Origin of the sequence: Pseudomonas sp. FP2254 (genome assembly GCF_030687695.1) — a bacterium.
Classification (GTDB): Bacteria; Pseudomonadota; Gammaproteobacteria; order Pseudomonadales; family Pseudomonadaceae; genus Aquipseudomonas; species Aquipseudomonas quebecensis.
In genome coordinates, this window is sequence record NZ_CP117444.1 from 5056434 (window position 1) to 5075948 (window position 19515).

At 62.3% G+C, this 19515-nt stretch carries 16 protein-coding genes; 6 read left to right on the top strand and 10 right to left on the bottom strand.

The annotated features are described in order from the left end of the window. Nucleotides 1–82: 82 nt before the first annotated feature. Nucleotides 83–982, top strand: coding sequence for a LysR family transcriptional regulator (locus tag PSH94_RS23355; RefSeq protein WP_181080213.1), 900 nt, complete (start codon nt 83–85; stop codon nt 980–982). A gap of 226 nt (nt 983–1208) precedes the next feature. Here the strand turns inward: PSH94_RS23355 and PSH94_RS23360 are convergent, their stop codons facing one another. The 10 genes from PSH94_RS23360 to bioB all read right to left on the bottom strand — a co-directional run bounded on the left by PSH94_RS23360 (nt 1209) and on the right by bioB (nt 13540). Next, a complete protein-coding gene (locus PSH94_RS23360) occupies nt 1209–2987 on the bottom strand; it encodes an acyl-CoA dehydrogenase C-terminal domain-containing protein (protein ID WP_305435878.1) in 1779 nt (592 codons plus the stop codon). A gap of 120 nt (nt 2988–3107) precedes the next feature. Further along, on the bottom strand, nt 3108–4880 hold the full coding sequence (locus PSH94_RS23365) for an acyl-CoA dehydrogenase C-terminal domain-containing protein (RefSeq protein WP_305435879.1): 1773 nt from the start codon (nt 4878–4880) through the stop codon (nt 3108–3110). 90 nt (nt 4881–4970) lie between these two features. Continuing rightward, on the bottom strand, nt 4971–6260 hold the full coding sequence (locus tag PSH94_RS23370) for a diguanylate cyclase (RefSeq protein ID WP_181080210.1): 1290 nt from the start codon (nt 6258–6260) through the stop codon (nt 4971–4973). A gap of 205 nt (nt 6261–6465) precedes the next feature. After that, nucleotides 6466–8271 (bottom strand): phenylacyl-CoA dehydrogenase, encoded by a 1806-nt coding sequence (locus PSH94_RS23375; protein WP_181080209.1) that lies wholly within the window; start codon nt 8269–8271, stop codon nt 6466–6468. Between the two features lie 315 nt (nt 8272–8586). Next, entirely contained in the window at nt 8587–8868 is a 282-nt protein-coding gene (locus tag PSH94_RS23380; RefSeq protein ID WP_181080208.1) for a pyrroloquinoline quinone biosynthesis protein PqqE, read from the bottom strand. 106 nt (nt 8869–8974) lie between these two features. Continuing rightward, entirely contained in the window at nt 8975–9655 is a 681-nt protein-coding gene (bioD, locus tag PSH94_RS23385) for a dethiobiotin synthase (protein ID WP_305435880.1), read from the bottom strand. Beyond that, nucleotides 9652–10464 carry a malonyl-ACP O-methyltransferase BioC gene (gene bioC, locus PSH94_RS23390; protein WP_266247119.1) on the bottom strand — a complete coding sequence of 271 codons (813 nt, stop codon included), beginning with the start codon at nt 10462–10464 and terminating at the stop codon, nt 9652–9654. Before bioC ends, bioD begins: the two co-directional genes overlap by 4 nt. Beyond that, on the bottom strand, nt 10457–11188 hold the full coding sequence (locus PSH94_RS23395) for an alpha/beta fold hydrolase (protein WP_305435881.1): 732 nt from the start codon (nt 11186–11188) through the stop codon (nt 10457–10459). The genes bioC and PSH94_RS23395 overlap by 8 nt, the downstream gene beginning before the upstream one ends. After that, nucleotides 11181–12344 carry an 8-amino-7-oxononanoate synthase gene (gene bioF, locus PSH94_RS23400; protein ID WP_305435882.1) on the bottom strand — a complete coding sequence of 388 codons (1164 nt, stop codon included), beginning with the start codon at nt 12342–12344 and terminating at the stop codon, nt 11181–11183. The genes PSH94_RS23395 and bioF overlap by 8 nt, the downstream gene beginning before the upstream one ends. 140 nt (nt 12345–12484) lie before the next feature. Continuing rightward, nucleotides 12485–13540, bottom strand: coding sequence for a biotin synthase BioB (bioB, locus tag PSH94_RS23405; protein WP_181080203.1), 1056 nt, complete (start codon nt 13538–13540; stop codon nt 12485–12487). 91 nt (nt 13541–13631) lie between these two features. On the opposite strand from bioB, the gene PSH94_RS23410 reads away from it, so the two are divergent. From PSH94_RS23410 to rarD, 5 genes are all read left to right on the top strand, one after another. Next, nucleotides 13632–14369, top strand: a complete 738-nt coding sequence (locus PSH94_RS23410) for a ComF family protein (RefSeq protein ID WP_181080202.1) — start codon at nt 13632–13634, stop codon at nt 14367–14369. 58 nt (nt 14370–14427) lie between these two features. After that, a complete protein-coding gene (locus PSH94_RS23415; protein WP_253509629.1) occupies nt 14428–15192 on the top strand; it encodes a TOBE domain-containing protein in 765 nt (254 codons plus the stop codon). A gap of 81 nt (nt 15193–15273) precedes the next feature. Beyond that, on the top strand, nt 15274–17172 hold the full coding sequence (locus tag PSH94_RS23420) for a PhoX family phosphatase (protein WP_181080200.1): 1899 nt from the start codon (nt 15274–15276) through the stop codon (nt 17170–17172). A gap of 167 nt (nt 17173–17339) precedes the next feature. Next, complete coding sequence (locus PSH94_RS23425; RefSeq protein ID WP_305435883.1) at nt 17340–18314, top strand: serine/threonine protein kinase; 975 nt, start codon at nt 17340–17342, stop codon at nt 18312–18314. Nucleotides 18315–18438: 124 nt separating this feature from the next. Next, on the top strand, nt 18439–19323 hold the full coding sequence (gene rarD / locus PSH94_RS23430) for an EamA family transporter RarD (RefSeq protein ID WP_285428038.1): 885 nt from the start codon (nt 18439–18441) through the stop codon (nt 19321–19323). Nucleotides 19324–19515 lie beyond the last annotated feature (192 nt).

A 19515-nucleotide genomic window follows, 5' to 3' on the forward strand; every position in this document is an offset into this window, starting at 1 on the left:
GCCCTGCGAATAGGCGCTAGACTAGGCGTCTCGAGGGCCCTGGGCCATTTCGTTTTTCCAGCTTTTTCGATAAGCAAACCTTATGGATTTTAAGCAACTGCGTTATTTCGTCGCGGTGTATGAAGAAGGCCATGTGGGCCGGGCTGCAGAACGCCTGTCGATTTCCCAACCGGCGTTGTCACAGCAGATCCGTCATTTGGAGCAGCACCTGGACGTCAGCCTGTTCGAGCGCAGCAGCAAACGCCTGCTGCCAACCCTGGCTGCGCACACGCTCTACAACCATGCACTGCCGTTGATCGATGGCATGCAGCACGCCGTCGAAGCGTTGCGTCACTTCAAAGGCCAGGCATTGCGCACGTTGGCCATCGGTGTGCTGCAGACCGTGCACACCAGCCTGGTGCCGCAGATGCTCGAACGGGTGCGCAAAGCCCAACCGCACCTGGTGGTGCAGATCTATGAATTGACCGGGCTGGAGATTGAACGGCGCCTGCTCAACGGCTCGCTGGACATCGGCATCAGCTACCTGCCGCCACGTCAGCCTGGGTTGCAAGGCGTGTTGCTATACGAAGATGAGCTGAAAGTGGTCATCCCCGAGGACCATCCTTTGCGGGAATTCAAGAAGGTCTCGTTGAAGCAGGCGGCTGAGTTGCCGATGTTGCTGCTGGGGGAGGAGTTTCAGATTCGGCAGATCTGGCAAGGCCAGCTCGCCAACCTCGGACGGCGTCCGCAGGTGCAGGCCGAGCTCAATACCATGGTGGGGATTCTCGACAGCTTGCCTCATACGCGGCTGGCGACGGTGCTGCCGGGACGCTCCCAGGATGAGCACAACAGTCAGTCACTGCTATGGAAACCCTTGAGCGAACCACGGGTGCCGCTCAAAGTCGGGTTGGTGTGCCGCGATGTGCAGCGCCAGCAGGCAACGATGGCCTTGCTGCGCACCTTGCTCGAAGACGTGATGAATGCCCCGCAGACGCCCGCCTGACTTTTTCGCGGGCAAAAGAAAACCCCGCCGAAGCGGGGCTTTGCAGACTGTTTCCCTGACATCCATTTCACTCCGCCGTCCTGGCAGAATCCTACGTGTCCGTGTTGTTGCTTTGCGCTTCCTGCGCGACGTCCATGTGAAGTAGATTATCGATGGATCCAATGTGGCGATAGAGGACGATTAGCAGCACGTCATGTAAGAGATTGCTTACACGCCCTCCACGCCTTTAGAACTGGGCTTCATCCAGCAAAAACAGCGATTCGCTCCCGGCTTTTACCGACGCACTCAACGAGTGGATACGCGGCAACAGGCGCGCAAAGTAGAAGCGCGCGGTGCCCAGTTTGCTGGCGTAGAAATCGTCTTCGCCCTCCTTGCCCCACGCGGCCTTGGCCATGCGCGCCCACATGTAGGCATACGCCATGTAACCAAACGCATGCAAATACTCCACCGACGCCGCGCCGATTTCGTTGGGGTTGGTCTTGGCGCGATCAAGCACCCAGGCGGTCAATTCATCCAGGTTATCCACCGCCGCATTCAGCGGGCGGATGAATTCGCCCAGCTCAGGTCCGGCGTTGGCGGTGAACTGGCGGATTTCGTCGGCAAACAAGCGGTAGAACGCGCCGCCACTGCCGACGATCTTGCGTCCCATCAAGTCCAGGGCCTGGATGCCATTGGTGCCTTCGTAGATCTGCGTAATACGCACATCGCGCACCAGTTGCTCCTGGCCCCATTCGCGGATGTAACCGTGGCCACCAAACACCTGCTGGCCAAGCACAGTGGTTTCCAGGCCCAGGTCGCTGAGGAAAGCCTTGGCCACCGGCGTGAGCAAAGCCACCAGGTTGTCGGCGCGCTCGCGGGCTGCGGCGTCGTCGCTGAACTTGGCGATATCCAGTTGAGTCGCCACGTAGGTGGAGAACGCACGACCACCTTCGTTCGACGCTTTCATGGTCAGCAGCATGCGACGCACGTCGGGGTGGACGATAATCGGATCAGCCACTTTGTCCTTGGCCTGGGCGCCGGTCGGCGCGCGGCTCTGCAAGCGGTCACGCGCGTACCCGATGGCGTTCTGGTAGGAACGCTCACCGGATGCCAGGCCTTGAATACCAACGCCCAGGCGCTCGTAGTTCATCATCGTGAACATCGCCGCCAAACCACGGTTAGGCTCGCCCACCAGGTAACCCACGGCTTCGTCGAAATTCATCACGCAGGTGGCGGAGGCCTGGATACCCATCTTGTGCTCGATGGAACCGCAGCTCACCGGGTTACGCGCACCCAGGCTGCCATCGGCATTGACCATGAATTTGGGCACCAGGAACAGCGAGATGCCCTTGGGCCCGGCCGGGGCGTCAGGCAACTTGGCCAGCACCAGGTGGATGATGTTTTCGGTCAGATCGTGTTCACCGCCGGTGATAAAGATCTTGGTTCCGCTGACCTTGTAGGAACCGTCCGCCTGCGGCTCGGCTTTGGTACGAATAATTCCCAGGTCGGTGCCGGCGTGGGCTTCGGTGAGGCACATGGAACCGGCCCACTCGCCCGAATACATTTTCGGCAGGTAAGTGGCCTTGAGCGTTTCGGTGGCGTGAGTCGCAATCGACACGCAGGCGCCGGAGGTCAGCATCGGGTACAGGCCGAAGGCCAGGCTCGACGAGTTGATCATCTCTTCAACCTGGGCCGACACTGCCTTGGGCATGCCCATCCCGCCAAACGCAGGATCGCCGCCCACCCCCACCCAACCACCTTCGGCGTAGGTTTTGTAGGCCTGTGGAAAACCATCCGGGGTGAACACCACCGTGTCCGCCCAGCGGCAGCCCTGCTCATCGCCGCCGCGACTGAGCGGGGCGATGGATTTGGCAGTGACTTTGCCGGCTTCTTCGAGGATCGCCTCAACGGTTTCGGCGTCCACGCTGTCCGCCAATGCCGGCAGTTGGGCCCACGTGTCGGCAACCTCGAACACTTCGTTGAGGACGAAGCGCATATCCCGCAGCGGCGCTTTGTAATCAGCCATGGCAAACCTCGTTAGAACGTAAAAAAGTGATTCGGTAGGATCGGTTTTACAGGCCCCGAGTGTAACCGAACAACTTTTGAGACACATAGGGTCCACTTGTGACTGATTGGTATTTTTAAGTCATCCAGGCAGAAATGCCTCCGCAGGCAGACTCATCAGGCAGTCACTGCCTGCTTCCACGGCCGCGCGATGGGTGGAGGTACGCGGCAACAGGCGTTTAAAGTAGAACTCGCAGGTGGCCAGCTTGGCCTTGGCGAACTCACCGTCGCTGTGGGCCTGCGCGGCAATGGCCATGCGCAACCACAGATAGGCGAGGATGATGTAGCCGCTGTACATCAAGTAATCCACAGCCGCCGCGCCCACTTCGTCCGGGTTCTTCATCGCGGCCATACCCACCTTGGTGGTCAGCTCGCCCCAGTCCTGGTTCAGTTGATTGAGCTGCGCCACATACGCGTTGAATTGCGGGTGCTCGGCATTCGCGGCGCAGAACTTATGCACCACTTTGGTAAACCCGCGCAGCAGCCTGCCTTGGCTGCCAAGCACCTTGCGGCCCAGCAGGTCGAGGGCCTGGATGCCGTTGGTGCCCTCATAGATCGGCGCGATGCGTGCATCCCGTGCCAGTTGCTCCATGCCCCATTCGCGAATGTAGCCGTGGCCGCCGAAGACCTGCATGCCGAGGTTGGTCACCTCCAACCCGGTATCGGTCATAAAGGCTTTGCAGATCGGTGTCAGAAAGGCCAGCAGGTCTTCAGCTTCCTGGCGCTGGGCGGCATCGTCGCTCAGATGGGCGGTGTCCAGCAGCTGCGCGGTGAAATAGGCCAGTGCGCGATTGCCTTCGTTGAAGGCTTTCATGGTCAGCAGCATGCGTCGCACGTCGGCGTGCACGATGATCGGGTCGGCGGCTTTGTCCGGGGCTTTGGCGCCGGTCAGCGAGCGCATCTGCAGCCGGTCATTGGCGTACTTGATGGCGCCCTGGAAACTCGCCTCGCCGTTGCACAGGCCTTGCATGCCGGTGCCCAGTCGCGCGTGGTTCATCATGGTGAACATGCAGTTAAGGCCTTTGTTGGCCTCACCGATCAGGAAGCCTTTGGCGCCATCGAAGTTGAGCACGCACGTGGCCGATGCCTTGACGCCCATTTTGTGTTCGATGGAGCCGCAGTGCACCGCGTTGCGCTCGCCGGAATCGGCGTGGAACTTGGGCACGATAAACAACGAAATACCTTTGGTGCCCGCCGGCGCGTCCGGCAGCTTGGCCAGCACCAGATGGATGATATTGGCGCTCAGGTCGTGCTCGCCGGCCGAGATGAAGATTTTGCTGCCGGTGACGGCATAGCTGCCATCGGCCTGGGGCACGGCGCGGGTCTTGATCAGGCCCAGGTCGGTGCCGCAATGGGCCTCGGTCAGGCACATGGTGCCGGTCCATTCGCCGGCTGTGAGCTTGCTCAGGTAGGTGTCCTTCTGCTCGGCCGTGCCGTGGGCGTGAATCGCCGACATGGCGCCGTGGGTCAGGCCTGGGTACATGCCCCACGAGGTATTGCTGGAGCCGATCATCTCGCTGAGCACCAGGCCCAGGGACTGCGGCAAGCCCTGGCCGCCGTAGGCCGGGTCGGCCGCTACTCCGTGCCAGCCGCCTTCCACGTACTGGGCGAAGGCTTCCTTGAAGCCTTTGGGTGTGGTCACCACACCATTGTCGAAGTGGCAGCCCTCTTCATCGCCGCTGCGGTTGAGGGGCGACAGCACGTTCTCGCAGAATTTCGCACCCTCTTCAAGGATTGCACTGACCATATCCGGGCTCGCGTCCGTCGCGCCCACTGCGGCGTAGTGGCCGTGGAAATCAAATACGTTGTCGATCAGAAAGCGCATGTCGCGCAGGGGAGCTTTGTACTCAGGCATGGCGATGTCTCCGGCGGCAGATGGCTCCAACCTACTGCCGGCCCGCGCGTCGTTCAATCACTGTAGGGCCGCTGAATACACCGCCATCAGTCAACCGGCAGCGCTCTGCATGCGCACCGCGCCACGACGGTTCTGCCCGGCCGCGACCACGCAGTTACGCCCCGCGCCCTTCGCTGCGTACAGTGCCTGGTCGGCGGATTTGAGCACCTCTTCGGGCGTACGCTGCTCCACCTGGCGCTCGGCGACGCCGATACTGACCGTCACCGAAACACTCGACGCCCCACTGCCCGCCCGGCGTTGGCGACCCTGCTGGTCATCCTGCGGGCGGTCCGAGTTGCGCAGCTTGATATCGTAGTTGGCGACGATCTCGCGGATCTCCTCCAGATGCGGCATGCATTCGTCCAGGGTCTTGCCGGCGAACACCACGGCAAACTCTTCGCCGCCGTAACGGTAAGCGCGCCCGCCACCATTGACCTTGGACAGCTTGCTCGCCACCAGGCGCAGCACCTGGTCGCCGACATCATGGCCGTGGGTGTCGTTGAAACGCTTGAAGTGATCGACATCGGTCATCGCCAGCACATAGTTGCGCCCCAGGCGCTGCATGCGCTCGTTGAGGGCGCGTCGCCCCGGCAGACCGGTCAGTTCGTCACGGAATGCCATTTGATAGGCCTCATGGGCCACACCGGCCGCAATCATCAGCATGACCTGGCTGCACATGATGTTCAGGGTGAACGGCAGGATGAAGGTTTGCGGCAGCATCCAGAACAACCCCATCACGCCTACCAGTTGCGCCGCATGCAAGGGACGTGGCTGGTACCAGTACTGCGCCGCGAGGGTGACAAAACCGATCAGGAACATCGGATACGACAGTTGAATCAGGCTCATCCAGTTGCCATGCAGCGCCGGCCAGCGAATTTCCGCCAACCAGTTCAACAGCGCCTGGGGATAACTTTGCTCCAGCGCCAACGCGACACTGCCGACAGCCAGCAGCACCGCGCAACGTGCGACAAAGTCGCGGAACAAGTGGGTTTTTTCCTGCCACAGCGCGTAGATGCTGAACAGTAACGGCAATAGCAGGCAGCACAGATGAAACACCACTGCCGCGTCTTCGCGCACGCGGCCGTTGTCGCGATAAAAATCAGTCTGGGTGTCGAGCAGGAAGTAAGCGACGTACACCGTGATCATCAAAAACAGTTCGCGCTGGCGGCGGTACACCGCGCAGTACGAACCACCGAGCAACAGCACCAGGGTCGGCAATACGTTGAACAGCGAGGTGAAGAAGACGTTGAGGTCCTTGACGTACGCAGCCGAGAGCCCGGCCAGCAACAGCAGCAATGACGGAAGGAAATGGCTGAAACGGACAGCGGACACGCGTGACAAGGGTAAAGCTCCGACCCGCAGAAAAGTAATGGCACTTCGCCTTAGCGCGAACAGTTAAGCACACCCTGTTCGACATGTATCACATTGCCATCACTTTAACGGCAGGCCTGCGCATTCCCTGAGCGATAAGCTGCGTTTTTTATCAGGCAAAAAAAACCGCCGCTCCCCAGGGGAAGCGGCGGCATTGGAAGTAACCCGGTAAGGCTTAGTAAGCCAGGCCGAAGTTTTCTTCTTTCATGTCCATCAGGTTGCTGGCGCCCGACAGCATGGTCGCCACGTGGGTACGGGTGCGTGGCAGGATACGCTGGAAGTAGAAGCGCGCGGTCTGCAGCTTGGCGGTGTAGAACGCCTCTTCGGTGGTGCCGGCAGCCAGTTTCTCGGCGGCCAGGCGTGCCATGTCGGCCCAGAAGTAGGCCAGGCAGGCGTAGCCGGAGTACATCAGGTAGTCCACCGACGCGGCACCGACTTCTTCACGATCTTTCATCGCCGCCATGCCGACCTTCATGGTCAATTCGCCCCACTCTTTGTTCAACGCCGCCAACGGCGCGACGAACTCGCTGACCGCTTCGTTGCCTTCGTTGGCCTGGCAGAACTTGTGCACGATCTTGGTGAAGCCCTTGAGCGCTTCGCCTTGGGTCATCAGCACTTTGCGGCCGAGCAGGTCCAGGGCCTGGATGCCGGTGGTGCCTTCGTACAGCATCGAAATGCGGCTGTCGCGCACGTTCTGCTCCATGCCCCACTCGGCGATGAAACCGTGACCGCCGTAGATCTGCACGCCGTGGTTGGCCGCTTCAAAACCGACTTCGGTCATGAAGGCCTTGGCGATCGGGGTCATGAAGGCCAGCAGGCCGTCGGCCTGTTTCTTGGCTTCGTCGTCGGTGCCGTACTTGACGATGTCCACTTGCTTGGCCGTGAAGTACACCATCGCACGGTTGCCTTCGGCGAAGGCTTTCATGGTCAGCAGCATGCGGCGCACATCAGGGTGCACGATGATTGGGTCGGCGGCCTTGTCCGGGGCTTTCGGGCCGGTCAGGGAACGCATTTGCAGGCGATCGCGGGCGTATTTCAGGCCGCCCTGGAAGCCGATTTCAGCGTGAGCCAGGCCTTGCAGCGCAGTGCCCAGGCGAGCGGTGTTCATAAAGGTGAACATGCAGTTCAAGCCTTTGTTGGCCGGGCCGATCAGGTAACCGGTGGCCGCATCGAAGTTCATCACGCAGGTGGCGTTGCCGTGGATGCCCATCTTATGTTCCAGGGAACCACAGCTCACCGCATTGCGCTGGCCGATCGAGCCATCGGCGTTGGGCAGGAACTTGGGCACGATGAACAGCGAGATGCCTTTGGTGCCGGCCGGTGCGTCCGGCAGGCGAGCCAGCACGATGTGCACGATGTTATCGGCCATGTCGTGTTCACCGGCCGAGATGAAGATTTTGGTGCCGGTGACTTTGTAGGAACCGTCGGCCTGAGGCTCGGCCTTGGTGCGCAGCATGCCCAGGTCGGTGCCGCAGTGCGGCTCGGTCAGGCACATGGTGCCGGTCCATTCGCCCGACACCAGCTTGGTCAGGTACGCCTCTTGCTGCTCGGGCGTGCCGTGCTCGGAAATGGTGTTCATCGCGCCGTGAGACAGGCCTGGGTACATGCCCCACGACCAGTTGGCCTCGCCGACCATCTCGCTGACCGCCAGGCCCAGGGATTCCGGCAGGCCTTGGCCGCCGTGCTCCACATCATGGGCCAGGCTTGGCCAGCCGCCTTCGACGAATTGCTTGTAGGCTTCCTTGAAACCGGTTGGCGTTTTAACGCCCGACTCACTCCAGGTGCACCCTTCCAGGTCGCCCACGCGGTTCAGCGGTGCCAGCACTTGCTCACAAAACTTGGCGCCTTCTTCGAGGATGGCGTCGACCATGTCCGGGGTAGCGTCCTGGCAAGCCGGCAGGCTCTGATAGTGCGCTTCATAGCCAAGCAGTTCGTCACGAACGAAGCGAATATCACGCAAGGGGGCCTTGTAGTCAGGCATAGCGATAAACCTCTGCTGATGTATCTGGAATGAACAACCGCGTGGATGTGCTGTGGCGGTCAAACAGGTGTTTGAAACATACGTTTACGACCTGGGGATGTCAAGCGCCGTCCAGATGCCGTTTGTCATGACGCACATCAATGCCGCCCACGACTACGCTTGGGGCGCAATGCCACATGAGGTGAGTGTAGAGAATCAAAACAAACACGCCGGGCCGAGGTCAGGACCAGCGCGTTGGATCGGGGGAGTGGATAGGAGCGTCCGGGCTGCCAAGCAGCCCGCGCGGGGCAGGCCCGCTGCGCAATAAAGCGCGGGCTAAGCGTAGGTGTCGATCAGCGTACCGAGCATTTCATCCGAAGCCTTGGCGACTTTGACGCCCAGCTCCACCTGAAACTTGCCCTCGGCCATTTCGACCATATTGCTGGCGGAGTTGGAAGGTTGGGCACGGTCGTTGGCGCGCAGGCGGTCGATCTGCGCATCCGACGGCTGGCTCGTGGCGGCGCTGGCAATTCTGCCGGCGGCCTGGTCGACACGGCTCTGCCCGGCCTGAATGCTGCTCAGGCCCGAATAAAACGCGCTGCTTCCAGAGATTTCCATGGCGTCAACCTGCCTTTAGAGAATCATGAGCTGTGATTGAAGCAGAGTTGGTGGCAAAACGCCCGTTAAAAACACTAATGGCACAATGCCCAAGCGATAGCCAAAATCAGTCAAGCAGGTCCAGTTGCAGGTACTCAGCGACCGCCTCGGCGCTGGCGTGCTTGAGCTTGGGTACGCGCCCCAGGCATGGCGCGGGCAAGCGCTCGGCCAGGGTGGCGAGGTTTTCTTCCAGACGAGAGGTCTTGGGGTCGACGATATTGGCCACCCACCCCGCCAGCGACAAACCATCCCGCGCAATCGCTTCTGCAGTCAACAAGGCATGGCTGATGCAACCCAGGCGTACACCCACGACCAGGATCACCGGCAGCTTGAGCGCCATCGCCAGGTCCGAGAGGTTGGCCTGATCGGCCAATGGCACGCGCCAGCCGCCGGCTCCTTCGATCAGGGTGAAATCGGCCTGCCGCGCCAGGACCTGTTGCATCGGCTTGAGCAGCGACTGCACCGTCAGTGCAACACCCGCCTCACGCGCGGCCAAATGCGGAGCGATGGCGGGTTCGAAGGCCACGGGGTTGACTTCGGCATAGATCAGCGGCACCGAACACTCAGCCAGCAGCGCCAGTGCATCGGCGTTGCGCAGGCCCTTGGGCGTCACCGCGCAACCGGACGCCACCGGTTTACCGGCCGCCGTGCTTTTGCCCGCCTGCCGAGCTGCGTACAACAGGCCCGCGGCGATGGTGGTCTTGCCCACATCGGTGTCGGTGCCGGTGATGAAATAGGCGGCGCTCATAGAGGCTTCTCCAGTACGGCATAGACCACTTGGTAAGTCGCCGGCAGACCCTGGGCCTGGCGGAACTGCTCATAGGCCTGCACCAGTGCAGCAATCCGCGCGCGCCCCGTCAAGCCACCCGGCCGGCCGGGGTTCAGGTTGTGCGCACCAAGTGCCTTGAGTTCATGGGTCAGGCTGCGTACATCCGGGTAGTGCAGCACATGGGCGTGACGCGTCAGGCTCAATGTACGCAGGCCACTGGCGGCGCACAGTTGCTGGTACGTGTCGAAGGTGCGGAAGCGGTTGACGTGCACCAGGCCATCGGCCGCGCGCCAACTTTCACGCAGTTCCTCCAGCGTGCCCACGCACAGGCTGGCGAACGCCAGCACACCGCCCGGCTGCAGCACGCGACGGGCTTCGCTGAGCACCGACTCGAAATGGGCGCACCACTGCACCGCCAGGCTGGAGAAAATCAGCCCGCAGCTGTCGTCTTTGAGCGGCAGACGCTCCGCGTCCCCGGCAATAAAGTGCGCCGCGCCGCCCAACGGCCGCGCGTGATTGAGCATGCCTTCGGCGATATCCAGCGCCACGCCGTGGCTGTGGGGCAGCCGCTCGCGCAACGCCCGACTGAAATAACCGGTACCGCAGCCCATATCCAGCCAGCGCGCGGGTGCGATGCCCGCCGGCAAACGCGCCAGCAATTCACCACCCACTGCCCGTTGCAACTCGGCAACGCTGTCATAGCTGGCCGCCGCGCGGGAGAACGACGCCGCGACCTGGCGTTTATCCGGCAAGGCGCCGGGCAGCGGGGGATGGGATAAGTCAGTCATCAACGCACTCATGCAAAAAAGCCTGGATGGCCGCCGCAACACCGTGGGGATCTTCCAGAAGAAAAGCGTGACCGGCCTGCTCAATCAGGCCGATTTCAACCTCGGGCAGCAGGGCCAGCAATTCACTGGCGGCTTCGGCGGGCACCAGCTCATCCATGCCGCCAAACAGGTGCAATTGCGGCCCGCGATAGGCCAGCAACGCATCGCGAGTGTCCAGTTGCGCGAGCAGTTCGAGGCCGTTCATCAACCCCTCAGAAGGCGTATTCGGTGCGCCGCCGACCAACAAACGCGCCAGACCGCGCGGGTCGGCGGCGCCCTTGGCACACAGCAGGCCGAAGCGCTTGAGCGTGACTTGGGAATCGGCGTGGCAACCGGCGAGGAAGGCATCGAACGTCTCGGCGGGCATCGCGTTGGGCCAGCCGTCATGGCCGACAAAACACGGGTTGCTTGCCAGTGTCACCAGGCCGCAGCAGCGTGCGCCGCGGCGTGCCGCCAGCTCGCTGGCCAGCATCCCGCCGAGAGACCAGCCGCCCAGCCAAACGTTGTCCGGCAGGGTGGCGTCGAGTTCGTCGAGCCATTCATTCAGGTCGCTGGAGTCCAGCGCGGGCAGCGGCTCGATGTGCACCTGCAGGTGTTCATCCACGCCACGCAAGGCCGCGGCCAACGGCTCCAGCGGTGAGATACCCAGGCCCCAGCCCGGCAACAGAATCAGTCGATCACGCATGGTCGCGCTCCCAACACACTTGCAACGCGTCTAGCAACAACTGCACCTGTGCTTCGGTATGGGCGGCCGTCAGCGTCACACGCAAACGCGCACTGCCGGCGGGCACGGTCGGCGGGCGGATTGCGCTGACCATCAGGCCACGCTCGCGCAGCATCCGGGACAGGCGCATAGCCCGGGCACTGTCGCCCACCAGGATCGGTTGGATCGGCGTAAAGCTGGGCATCAAGTCCAGACCGATCTGTTCGGCGCCGTGGCGGAACTGGCGAATGAGCGCATTGAGGTGTTCGCGGCGCCAGTGTTCGGTGCGCAGCAGCTCCAGGCTTTTCAAAGTGGCACAGGCCAGCGCGGGCGGTTGGCTGGTGGTGTAGATGTACGGCCGGGCGAACTGGATCAGGCTCTCGATCAGGTCTTCACTGCCCGCCACAAACGCACCGGCGGTGCCGAACGCCTTTCCTAAGGTCCCGACCAGCACCGGCACATCCTCCTGGTTCAGGCCGAAATGCTCGACAATCCCGCCGCCGTTGGCGCCCAGGGGGCCGAAGCCGTGGGCGTCATCCACCATCAGCCAGGCGCCTTTTGCGCGGGCTTCCCGAGCCAGCGCGGGCAGGTCCGCGAGATCGCCGTCCATGCTGAACACGCCGTCGGTGACCACCAGGGTGTTGCCGGTGGCCGTCTCCAGGCGCTTGGCCAGGCTGGCGGCGTCGTTATGCAGGTAGCGATTGAAACGCGCCCCGGACAGCAGCCCCGCGTCCAGCAATGACGCATGGTTGAGGCGGTCTTCGAGCACGGTATCGCCCTGGCCTACCAGCGCCGTGACCGCACCGACGTTGGCCATGTAGCCAGTGGTGAACAGCAGAGCGCGTGGGCGACCGGTGAGGTCTGCCAAGGCTTCTTCCAGTTCATGGTGTGGCGTCGAATGGCCGACCACCAGGTGCGAAGCGCCGCCGCCCACGCCCCAGCGGGACGCACCGGCGCGCCAGGCTTCGATCACCTGTGGATGATTGGCCAGGCCCAGGTAATCGTTGTTGCAGAATGCGAGCAATGACTGGCCGTCGACGACTACCTGCGGGCCTTGAGGACTGGCAAGCAACGGCCGTTGGCGATAAAGGTGTTCGGCACGACGGGCAGCGAGGCGCGCGGCGAGATCGAAAGACATGCAGGCCTCGGATTGGCAGGTTTAACTCGGTCAAACATAGGGGAGGGAGCTTGCTCCCGATGAGGGTGTGCCAGCGCATGTGTTGACTGACCCACCGCTATCGGGGGCAAGCCCCCTCCCACATTGGGATCGCACTTCAATTAAACAACGGCGTTGTAGAACTGCTCGCTGCTTTTCTGCTCCACCAAGGCCTGTTCGATCGCCGCCTGGTGCACCTCATCGGCGTGCTCTTCGCGCGCCTCCGGCTGGATGCCCAGACGGGCGAACAGCTGCATGTCCTTGTCCGCCTGCGGGTTGGCGGTGGTCAGCAGTTTGTCGCCGTAGAAGATCGAGTTGGCGCCGGCAAAAAAGGCCAGTGCCTGCATCTGCTCGTTCATGGCTTCGCGACCGGCCGACAGGCGCACATGGGAGGTGGGCATCAGAATGCGCGCCACCGCCAGCATACGAATAAAGTCGAACGGGTCGATGTCATCGGCATTTTCCAGCGGCGTACCGGCCACCTTCACCAGCATGTTGATCGGCACCGACTCGGGATGCTCCGGCAGATTGGCCAGTTGGATCAGCAGGTTGGCGCGGTCGTCGAGGGACTCGCCCATGCCGAGGATGCCGCCGGAACAGATCTTCATTCCCGACTCACGCACATAGGCCAGGGTCTGCAGGCGCTCGCTATAGGTGCGGGTGGTGATGATCGAGCCGTAGAACTCCGGCGAGGTGTCGAGGTTGTGGTTGTAATAGTCAAGGCCAGCCTCGGCCAGGGCTGCGGTCTGGTCCTGATCGAGGCGACCGAGGGTCATGCAGGTCTCCAGGCCCATGGCCTTGACGCCTTTGACCATCTGCAGCACGTAGGGCATGTCTTTGGCCGACGGGTGTTTCCACGCGGCGCCCATGCAGAAACGGGTCGAACCGATGGCCTTGGCGCGCGCGGCCTCTTCGAGCACCTTCTGCACTTCCATCAGCTTTTCTTTTTCCAGGCCGGTGTTGTAGTGACCCGACTGCGGACAATATTTGCAATCTTCCGGGCAAGCACCGGTTTTGATCGACAGCAGGGTCGACACCTGTACGCGGTTGGCGTCGAAATGCGCGCGGTGCACGGTCTGCGCCTGGAACAACAGGTCATTGAACGGTTGCACGAACAACGCTTTGACTTCGGCTAACGACCAATCGTGACGCAAGGTGGCGGTGGTGCTGGCGCTCATGGGCGATTCCTTGATTATGCTTCGGCAGGCGCTACGGGCAGGCAATACCCACAGGCACGACACGGATGCTCGGCATATTTAAGGAAGATTCATGCACTGTCAACCTGGACACAAACACCAAGTTTACAACTGGTTAAAAAACGAACAAATCTGTTTAATCTGCGATGAAACCACCGAATCGGCGCAGTGTGTGTGCAACGTCTGCGAAACCGAGCTGCCGTGGCTGCTGGACCAGTGCGACGTGTGCGCACTGCCCTTGCCGATGGACGGACTGACCTGTGGCCAATGCCAGAAAAAGCCGCCTGCGTTTAAACAGGTGATCGCGCCCTGGTCCTACAGCTTTCCGGTCGACAGCCTGATCAGCCGCTTCAAGCATCAGGCGCGCTGGCCGTTGGGGCAGATGCTTGCCCGACTGCTCGCGCAGCACGTGCAGCATCGCTTCGACAACACCGACCTGGCGCGTCCCGACTGCCTGCTGCCGGTGCCTCTGGCCCGCAAGCGCCTGCGCGAGCGCGGCTACAACCAGGCGCTGATGGTTGCGCGCTGGCTCAGCCAGGACCTGAACATTGCCTGCGATGCACAGCTGCTGCTGCGTCCCCACGAAACCGTCGCGCAACAGGCCCTCGACGCCCGGACACGCCGACGCAACCTGCTCAACGCCTTTGCCCTGGCGCCCGATGCGCAGGTGCAAGGCCGCCACTTTGCGCTGGTGGACGATGTGCTCACCACGGGCGCCACCGCCCACAGCCTGAGCCACCTGCTGATCAGTGCCGGCGCGCGCCAGGTCGATGTGTATTGCCTGGCCCGCACGCCCAGGCCCGGCGCCTGACTTGACGGCGGTCCGTCTTGCCCGCAACGTTCGGTCGAGCCCATTCAAGCGTATTGCCATGCCTCTGCCGACGCCCCTCAGCCAACACATCATCCGCCGCCCGCAGCGTATTGCGCTGCTGGCCCATATTGCCGAACAAGGCTCGATCACCCGCGCGGCCAAGAGCGCGGGCCTGAGTTACAAAGCCGCGTGGGACGCCATCGATGAGCTTAACAACCTCGCGCAACAGCCCTTGGTCGAGCGCAGTGTGGGCGGCAAAGGCGGCGGCGGTGCACGGCTGACCCACGAGGGCGAGCGGGTGTTGCGCCTGTATCAGCGCCTGCAACTACTGCAGGCCGAGGTGCTGGCGTCGGACGAAGCGGCCAGTGATTTCAACCTGCTCGGCCGCCTGATGCTGCGCACCAGCGCCCGCAACCAGTTGCATGGCCGGGTCCACGCCATCGAGTCTCAGGGCCGCAATGACCTGATCCATCTGCAGTTGGCCGGTGGCCTGACGCTCAAGGCGCAGATCACCCACGACAGCACGCAACGGCTGGAACTGGAACCGGGCGTGGAAACCGTGGCGCTGATCAAGGCCGGGTGGCTGGAGCTGCTGGGCCCAGGGCAAACCGCAACACCTGGAAACAATTGCCTGGACGGCGTAATCGAGACAATTCTCCACGCCGACGATGGCCCCGCCGAAGTGCGCATCATCTTGCCAAATGGCCTGGTCCTCTGCGCTTTGGCCCAGGCCAATGCATTTGAAGCACTGGGCGCGGCAACCGGCCAGCCGATCCAGGTGCAATTCGCGCCGAGCCAGGTATTGCTGGGAACGCCGGTATAAGGGAGGCGTTTCTTCAAACTGCAACAATTTCGTCACGGCCGCTGCTTAAGGTGTTGGCAAAAAGCACTCAAGGAGCCTGAGATGAGCCTGTTAGAAGAGAACCAAGCCACCGACCTCGAACAGATGGTCGGCCTGACCCGTCGCCGCTTTATCGGTGCCGGCGCCCTGTGCGGTGCCGCGATGTTCCTGGGCGGCAACCTGCTCAGCCGCAGCGCCCTGGCGGTCAATGCCGCTAACGCCAGCCCGTTGCTGGGTTTCGACAGCATCGCCGCCGCCACCAGCGACACCATCAGCCTGCCGCCAGGCTACAGCGCCTCGGTGCTGATCAGCTGGGGCCAGCCGCTGCACAAGAATGCGCCGGCCTTCGACCCGTCCGGCAACGGCACAGCGGTGGCACAGGAGCAGCAGTTCGGTGATCACAACGACGGCATGAGCCTGTTCCCCTTCCCCGGCGACAACAACCGCGCGCTGATGGCGATCAATAACGAATACACCAACTACCGTTATCTCTATGCCCACGGCGGTACGCCGCAATCGGCCGAAGAGGTGCGCAAGGCCCAGGCCAGCGAAGGCGTATCGGTCATCGAAATTCGGCGTAAGGGTGACACCTGGCACTTCGTTCAGGACTCACGCTACAACCGTCGCATTCACGGCAACACGCCGATCCGCCTCAGTGGCCCCGCCGCCGGCCATGAGTGGTTGAAGACCAGCGCCGACAAGTCCGGCAAGAAAGCCCTCGGCACCTTCCAGAACTGCGCCAACGGCATGACCCCCTGGGGCACCTACCTGACCTGCGAAGAAAACTTCACCGACTGCTTCGGCAGCAGCAACCCGCAGCAAGCCTTCGACGCCGGGCAGAAACGCTACGGCGTGGTGGCGGCCAGCAAAGAGATCAACTGGCACCTGCACGACCCGCGTTTCGACATGGCCAAGAACCCCAACGAACTCAACCGCCATGGCTGGGTAGTGGAAATCGACCCGTTCGATCCGCAGTCCACCCCGGCCAAACGCACGGCCCTGGGCCGCTTCAAACACGAGAACGCGGCACTGGCGCAAACCCGTGATGGCCGCGCCGTGGTGTACATGGGCGATGACGAGCGCGGTGAGTTCATTTACAAGTTCGTCAGCCGCGACAAGATCAACCACAAGAACCCCAAAGCCAACAAAGACCTGCTCGACCACGGCACCTTGTACGTGGCGATCTTCGATGCCGGCGACGGCAACGCCGACCATCCGCGTGGCAAGGGTCAGTGGGTGGAGTTGACCCATGGCAAAAACGGCATCGACGCCGGCAGCGGTTTCGCCAGCCAGGCCGAAGTGCTCATTCACGCGCGCCTGGCCGCCAGCGTGGTCAAGGCCACGCGCATGGACCGCCCGGAATGGATCGTGGTCAGCCCCACCGACGGCCAGGTCTATTGCACCCTGACCAACAACGCCAAGCGCGGCGAGGACGGCCAGCCAGTGGGCGGGCCCAACCCACGCGAGAAGAACGTCTACGGCCAGATCCTGCGCTGGAAGGCCAACGCCGACGACCATGGTGCCGACGATTTCAGCTGGGACCTGTTCGTGGTGGCCGGCAACCCGCAGGTGCACGCCGGCGCGCCCAAGGGCGGCTCGTCGAACATCAACCCGCAGAACATGTTCAACAGCCCCGACGGCCTGGGCTTCGATAAGGCCGGGCGTCTGTGGATTCTCACCGACGGCGACTACAGCAACAGCGGCGACTTCGCCGGCATGGGCAACAATCAAATGCTCTGCGCCGACCCGAGCACCGGCGAAATCCGCCGTTTCATGGTCGGACCGGTGGCGTGCGAGGTGACCGGCATCAGCTTCGCGCCGGATCAGAAGACGCTGTTTGTGGGCATCCAGCACCCGGGCGAAACCGGCGGTTCGACCTGGCCGGAGCACTTGCCCAACGGCAAACCGCGCTCGTCGGTGCTGGCCATTCGGCGGGATGACGGCGGGATCGTCGGCGCCTGACACGGCCTTATCGGGGGCAAGCCCCCTCCCACATTTTGACTGGTGATGACCTTCAAAGGTGGGGGGAGTTTGCCCCCGATGACAATGGCACAGTCGCCCCCTATCTCAAGCCGTGTGCGTTACCATACCCGGCCGGACGCGGCGCCCTGCTGCGCGCAGGAGTTCGCATGGCCCACCCGTTTGAAACACTCACCCCCGACCTGGTACTCGACGCCGTCGAAAGCATCGGTTTTTTAAGCGATGCCCGCGTATTGGCGCTCAACAGCTACGAAAACCGCGTGTACCAAGTGGGCATCGAAGACGCCGAGCCGCTGATCGCCAAGTTCTACCGGCCGCAGCGCTGGACCAACGAAGCGATTCTGGAAGAACACCGTTTCACCTTTGAACTGGCCGAGTGCGATGTACCGGTGGTGGCGCCGCTTATCCACAACGGCGAAAGCCTGTTCGAGCATGCGGGGTTCCGCTTTACCCTGTTCCCTCGGCGCGGCGGCCGTGCGCCGGAACCGGGCAATCTGGACCAACTCTATCGCCTGGGGCAACTGCTGGGGCGCTTGCACGCCGTGGGCTCCACGCGGCCGTTCGAACACCGCGAAGCATTGGGAGTGAAGAACTTCGGGCACGATTCGCTAACCACGCTGCTGGAGGGTAATTTCATTCCCAAAAGCCTGCTGCCGGCCTACGAATCGGTGGCGCGCGACCTGCTCAAACGCGTGGAGGAGGTGTACAAGGCCACCCCGCACAAGAACATCCGCATGCACGGCGATTGCCACCCCGGCAACATGATGTGCCGCGACGAGATGTTCCATATCGTTGACCTGGACGACTGCCGCATGGGCCCGGCGGTGCAGGACCTGTGGATGATGCTCGCCGGTGATCGCCAGGAATGCCTGGGCCAGCTGTCGGAATTAATGGACGGCTACCGGGAGTTTCACGATTTTGACCCGCGAGAACTGGCGCTGATCGAACCGCTGCGCGCCTTGCGTTTGATGCACTACAGCGCCTGGCTGGCGCGGCGTTGGGATGATCCGGCGTTCCCCCACAGCTTCCCGTGGTTCGGCACGGAGCGGTATTGGGGCGATCAGGTCCTGGCGTTGCGTGAGCAACTCTCAGCCCTCAACGAAGAGCCGCTGAAACTCTTCTGATTGCTTTTAAGGTGGGAGGGCCTTGCCCCTCCCATACAAAGCACAACTCATTACCAAGCAGTCCCATTGGTTGAGAAATATCCTTACAATCGCGCTTTGTTAGCTGCCTAAGCAAGGATTCCGCATGCAAGCCGCCAACCCCCGCAAGGGGTACATCCTGGGCCTGAGCGCCTACGTCATCTGGGGCCTGTTCCCGCTCTACTTCAAAGCCATCGCCAGCGTACCCGCCGCCGAGATCATCGTGCATCGGGTGCTGTGGTCGGCGCTGTTCGGGGGCTTGCTGCTGATGGTGTGGAAACATCCCGGCTGGTTTCGCGAGCTGCGCGACAACCCCAAGCGACTGGCGATTTTGGCACTGAGCGGTTCGCTGATTGCGGCCAACTGGCTGACCTATGTGTGGTCGGTCAACAGCGGGCGCATGCTCGAAGCGAGCCTGGGTTACTACATCAACCCGCTGGTGAACGTGCTGCTGGGCATGCTGCTGTTGGGCGAGCGTCTGCGCCGCTTGCAATGGGTGGCGGTGATATTGGCCGCCGTGGGCGTGGCGCAACAGGTGTGGCAGGTCGGTAGCTTGCCATGGGTGTCGCTGGCGCTGGCGTTGACCTTCGGTTTCTACGGATTGATCCGCAAGCAGGCACCGGTCAAGGCGTTGCCGGGGCTGGTGGTAGAGACGTGGATGCTGGTGCCGATTGCAGTCGCGTGGCTGCTGTTCAACCCCAGCGCCCACAGTGCGCAACTGGCATTCTGGAGCACCTCCGAAGCCTGGTGGCTGGTGGCCGCGGGCCCGGTGACGCTGATCCCGCTGGTGTGTTTCAACGCCGCCGCGCGGCATTTGCCTTACACCGCATTGGGCTTTTTGCAGTACGTGGCGCCCACGTTGGTGTTGCTGGAAGCGGTGCTGCTGTTCGGCGAACATTTGGCGCCGAGCACGCTGCTGGCCTTCGCGTTCATCTGGGCCGGGCTGCTGGTGTACAGCGTGGACGCCTGGCTGAGCGTACGTAAACGCTGATCAAATAACGTACAAAACTCTGCAAGCCACGGTCTGTGTGGCTTGCAGACATTCACCCCAAGGTTATCCACAACCTGGTCCCCGCCATTTGTGCACAAGCCATTGAAACTGCTCGTTTTTTGCTCAGTTTACGAAGAGCCTCGGCCCACGTGGCCTGCCGAGCAGTCTCTACAGGTTATCCACAGGCCCATG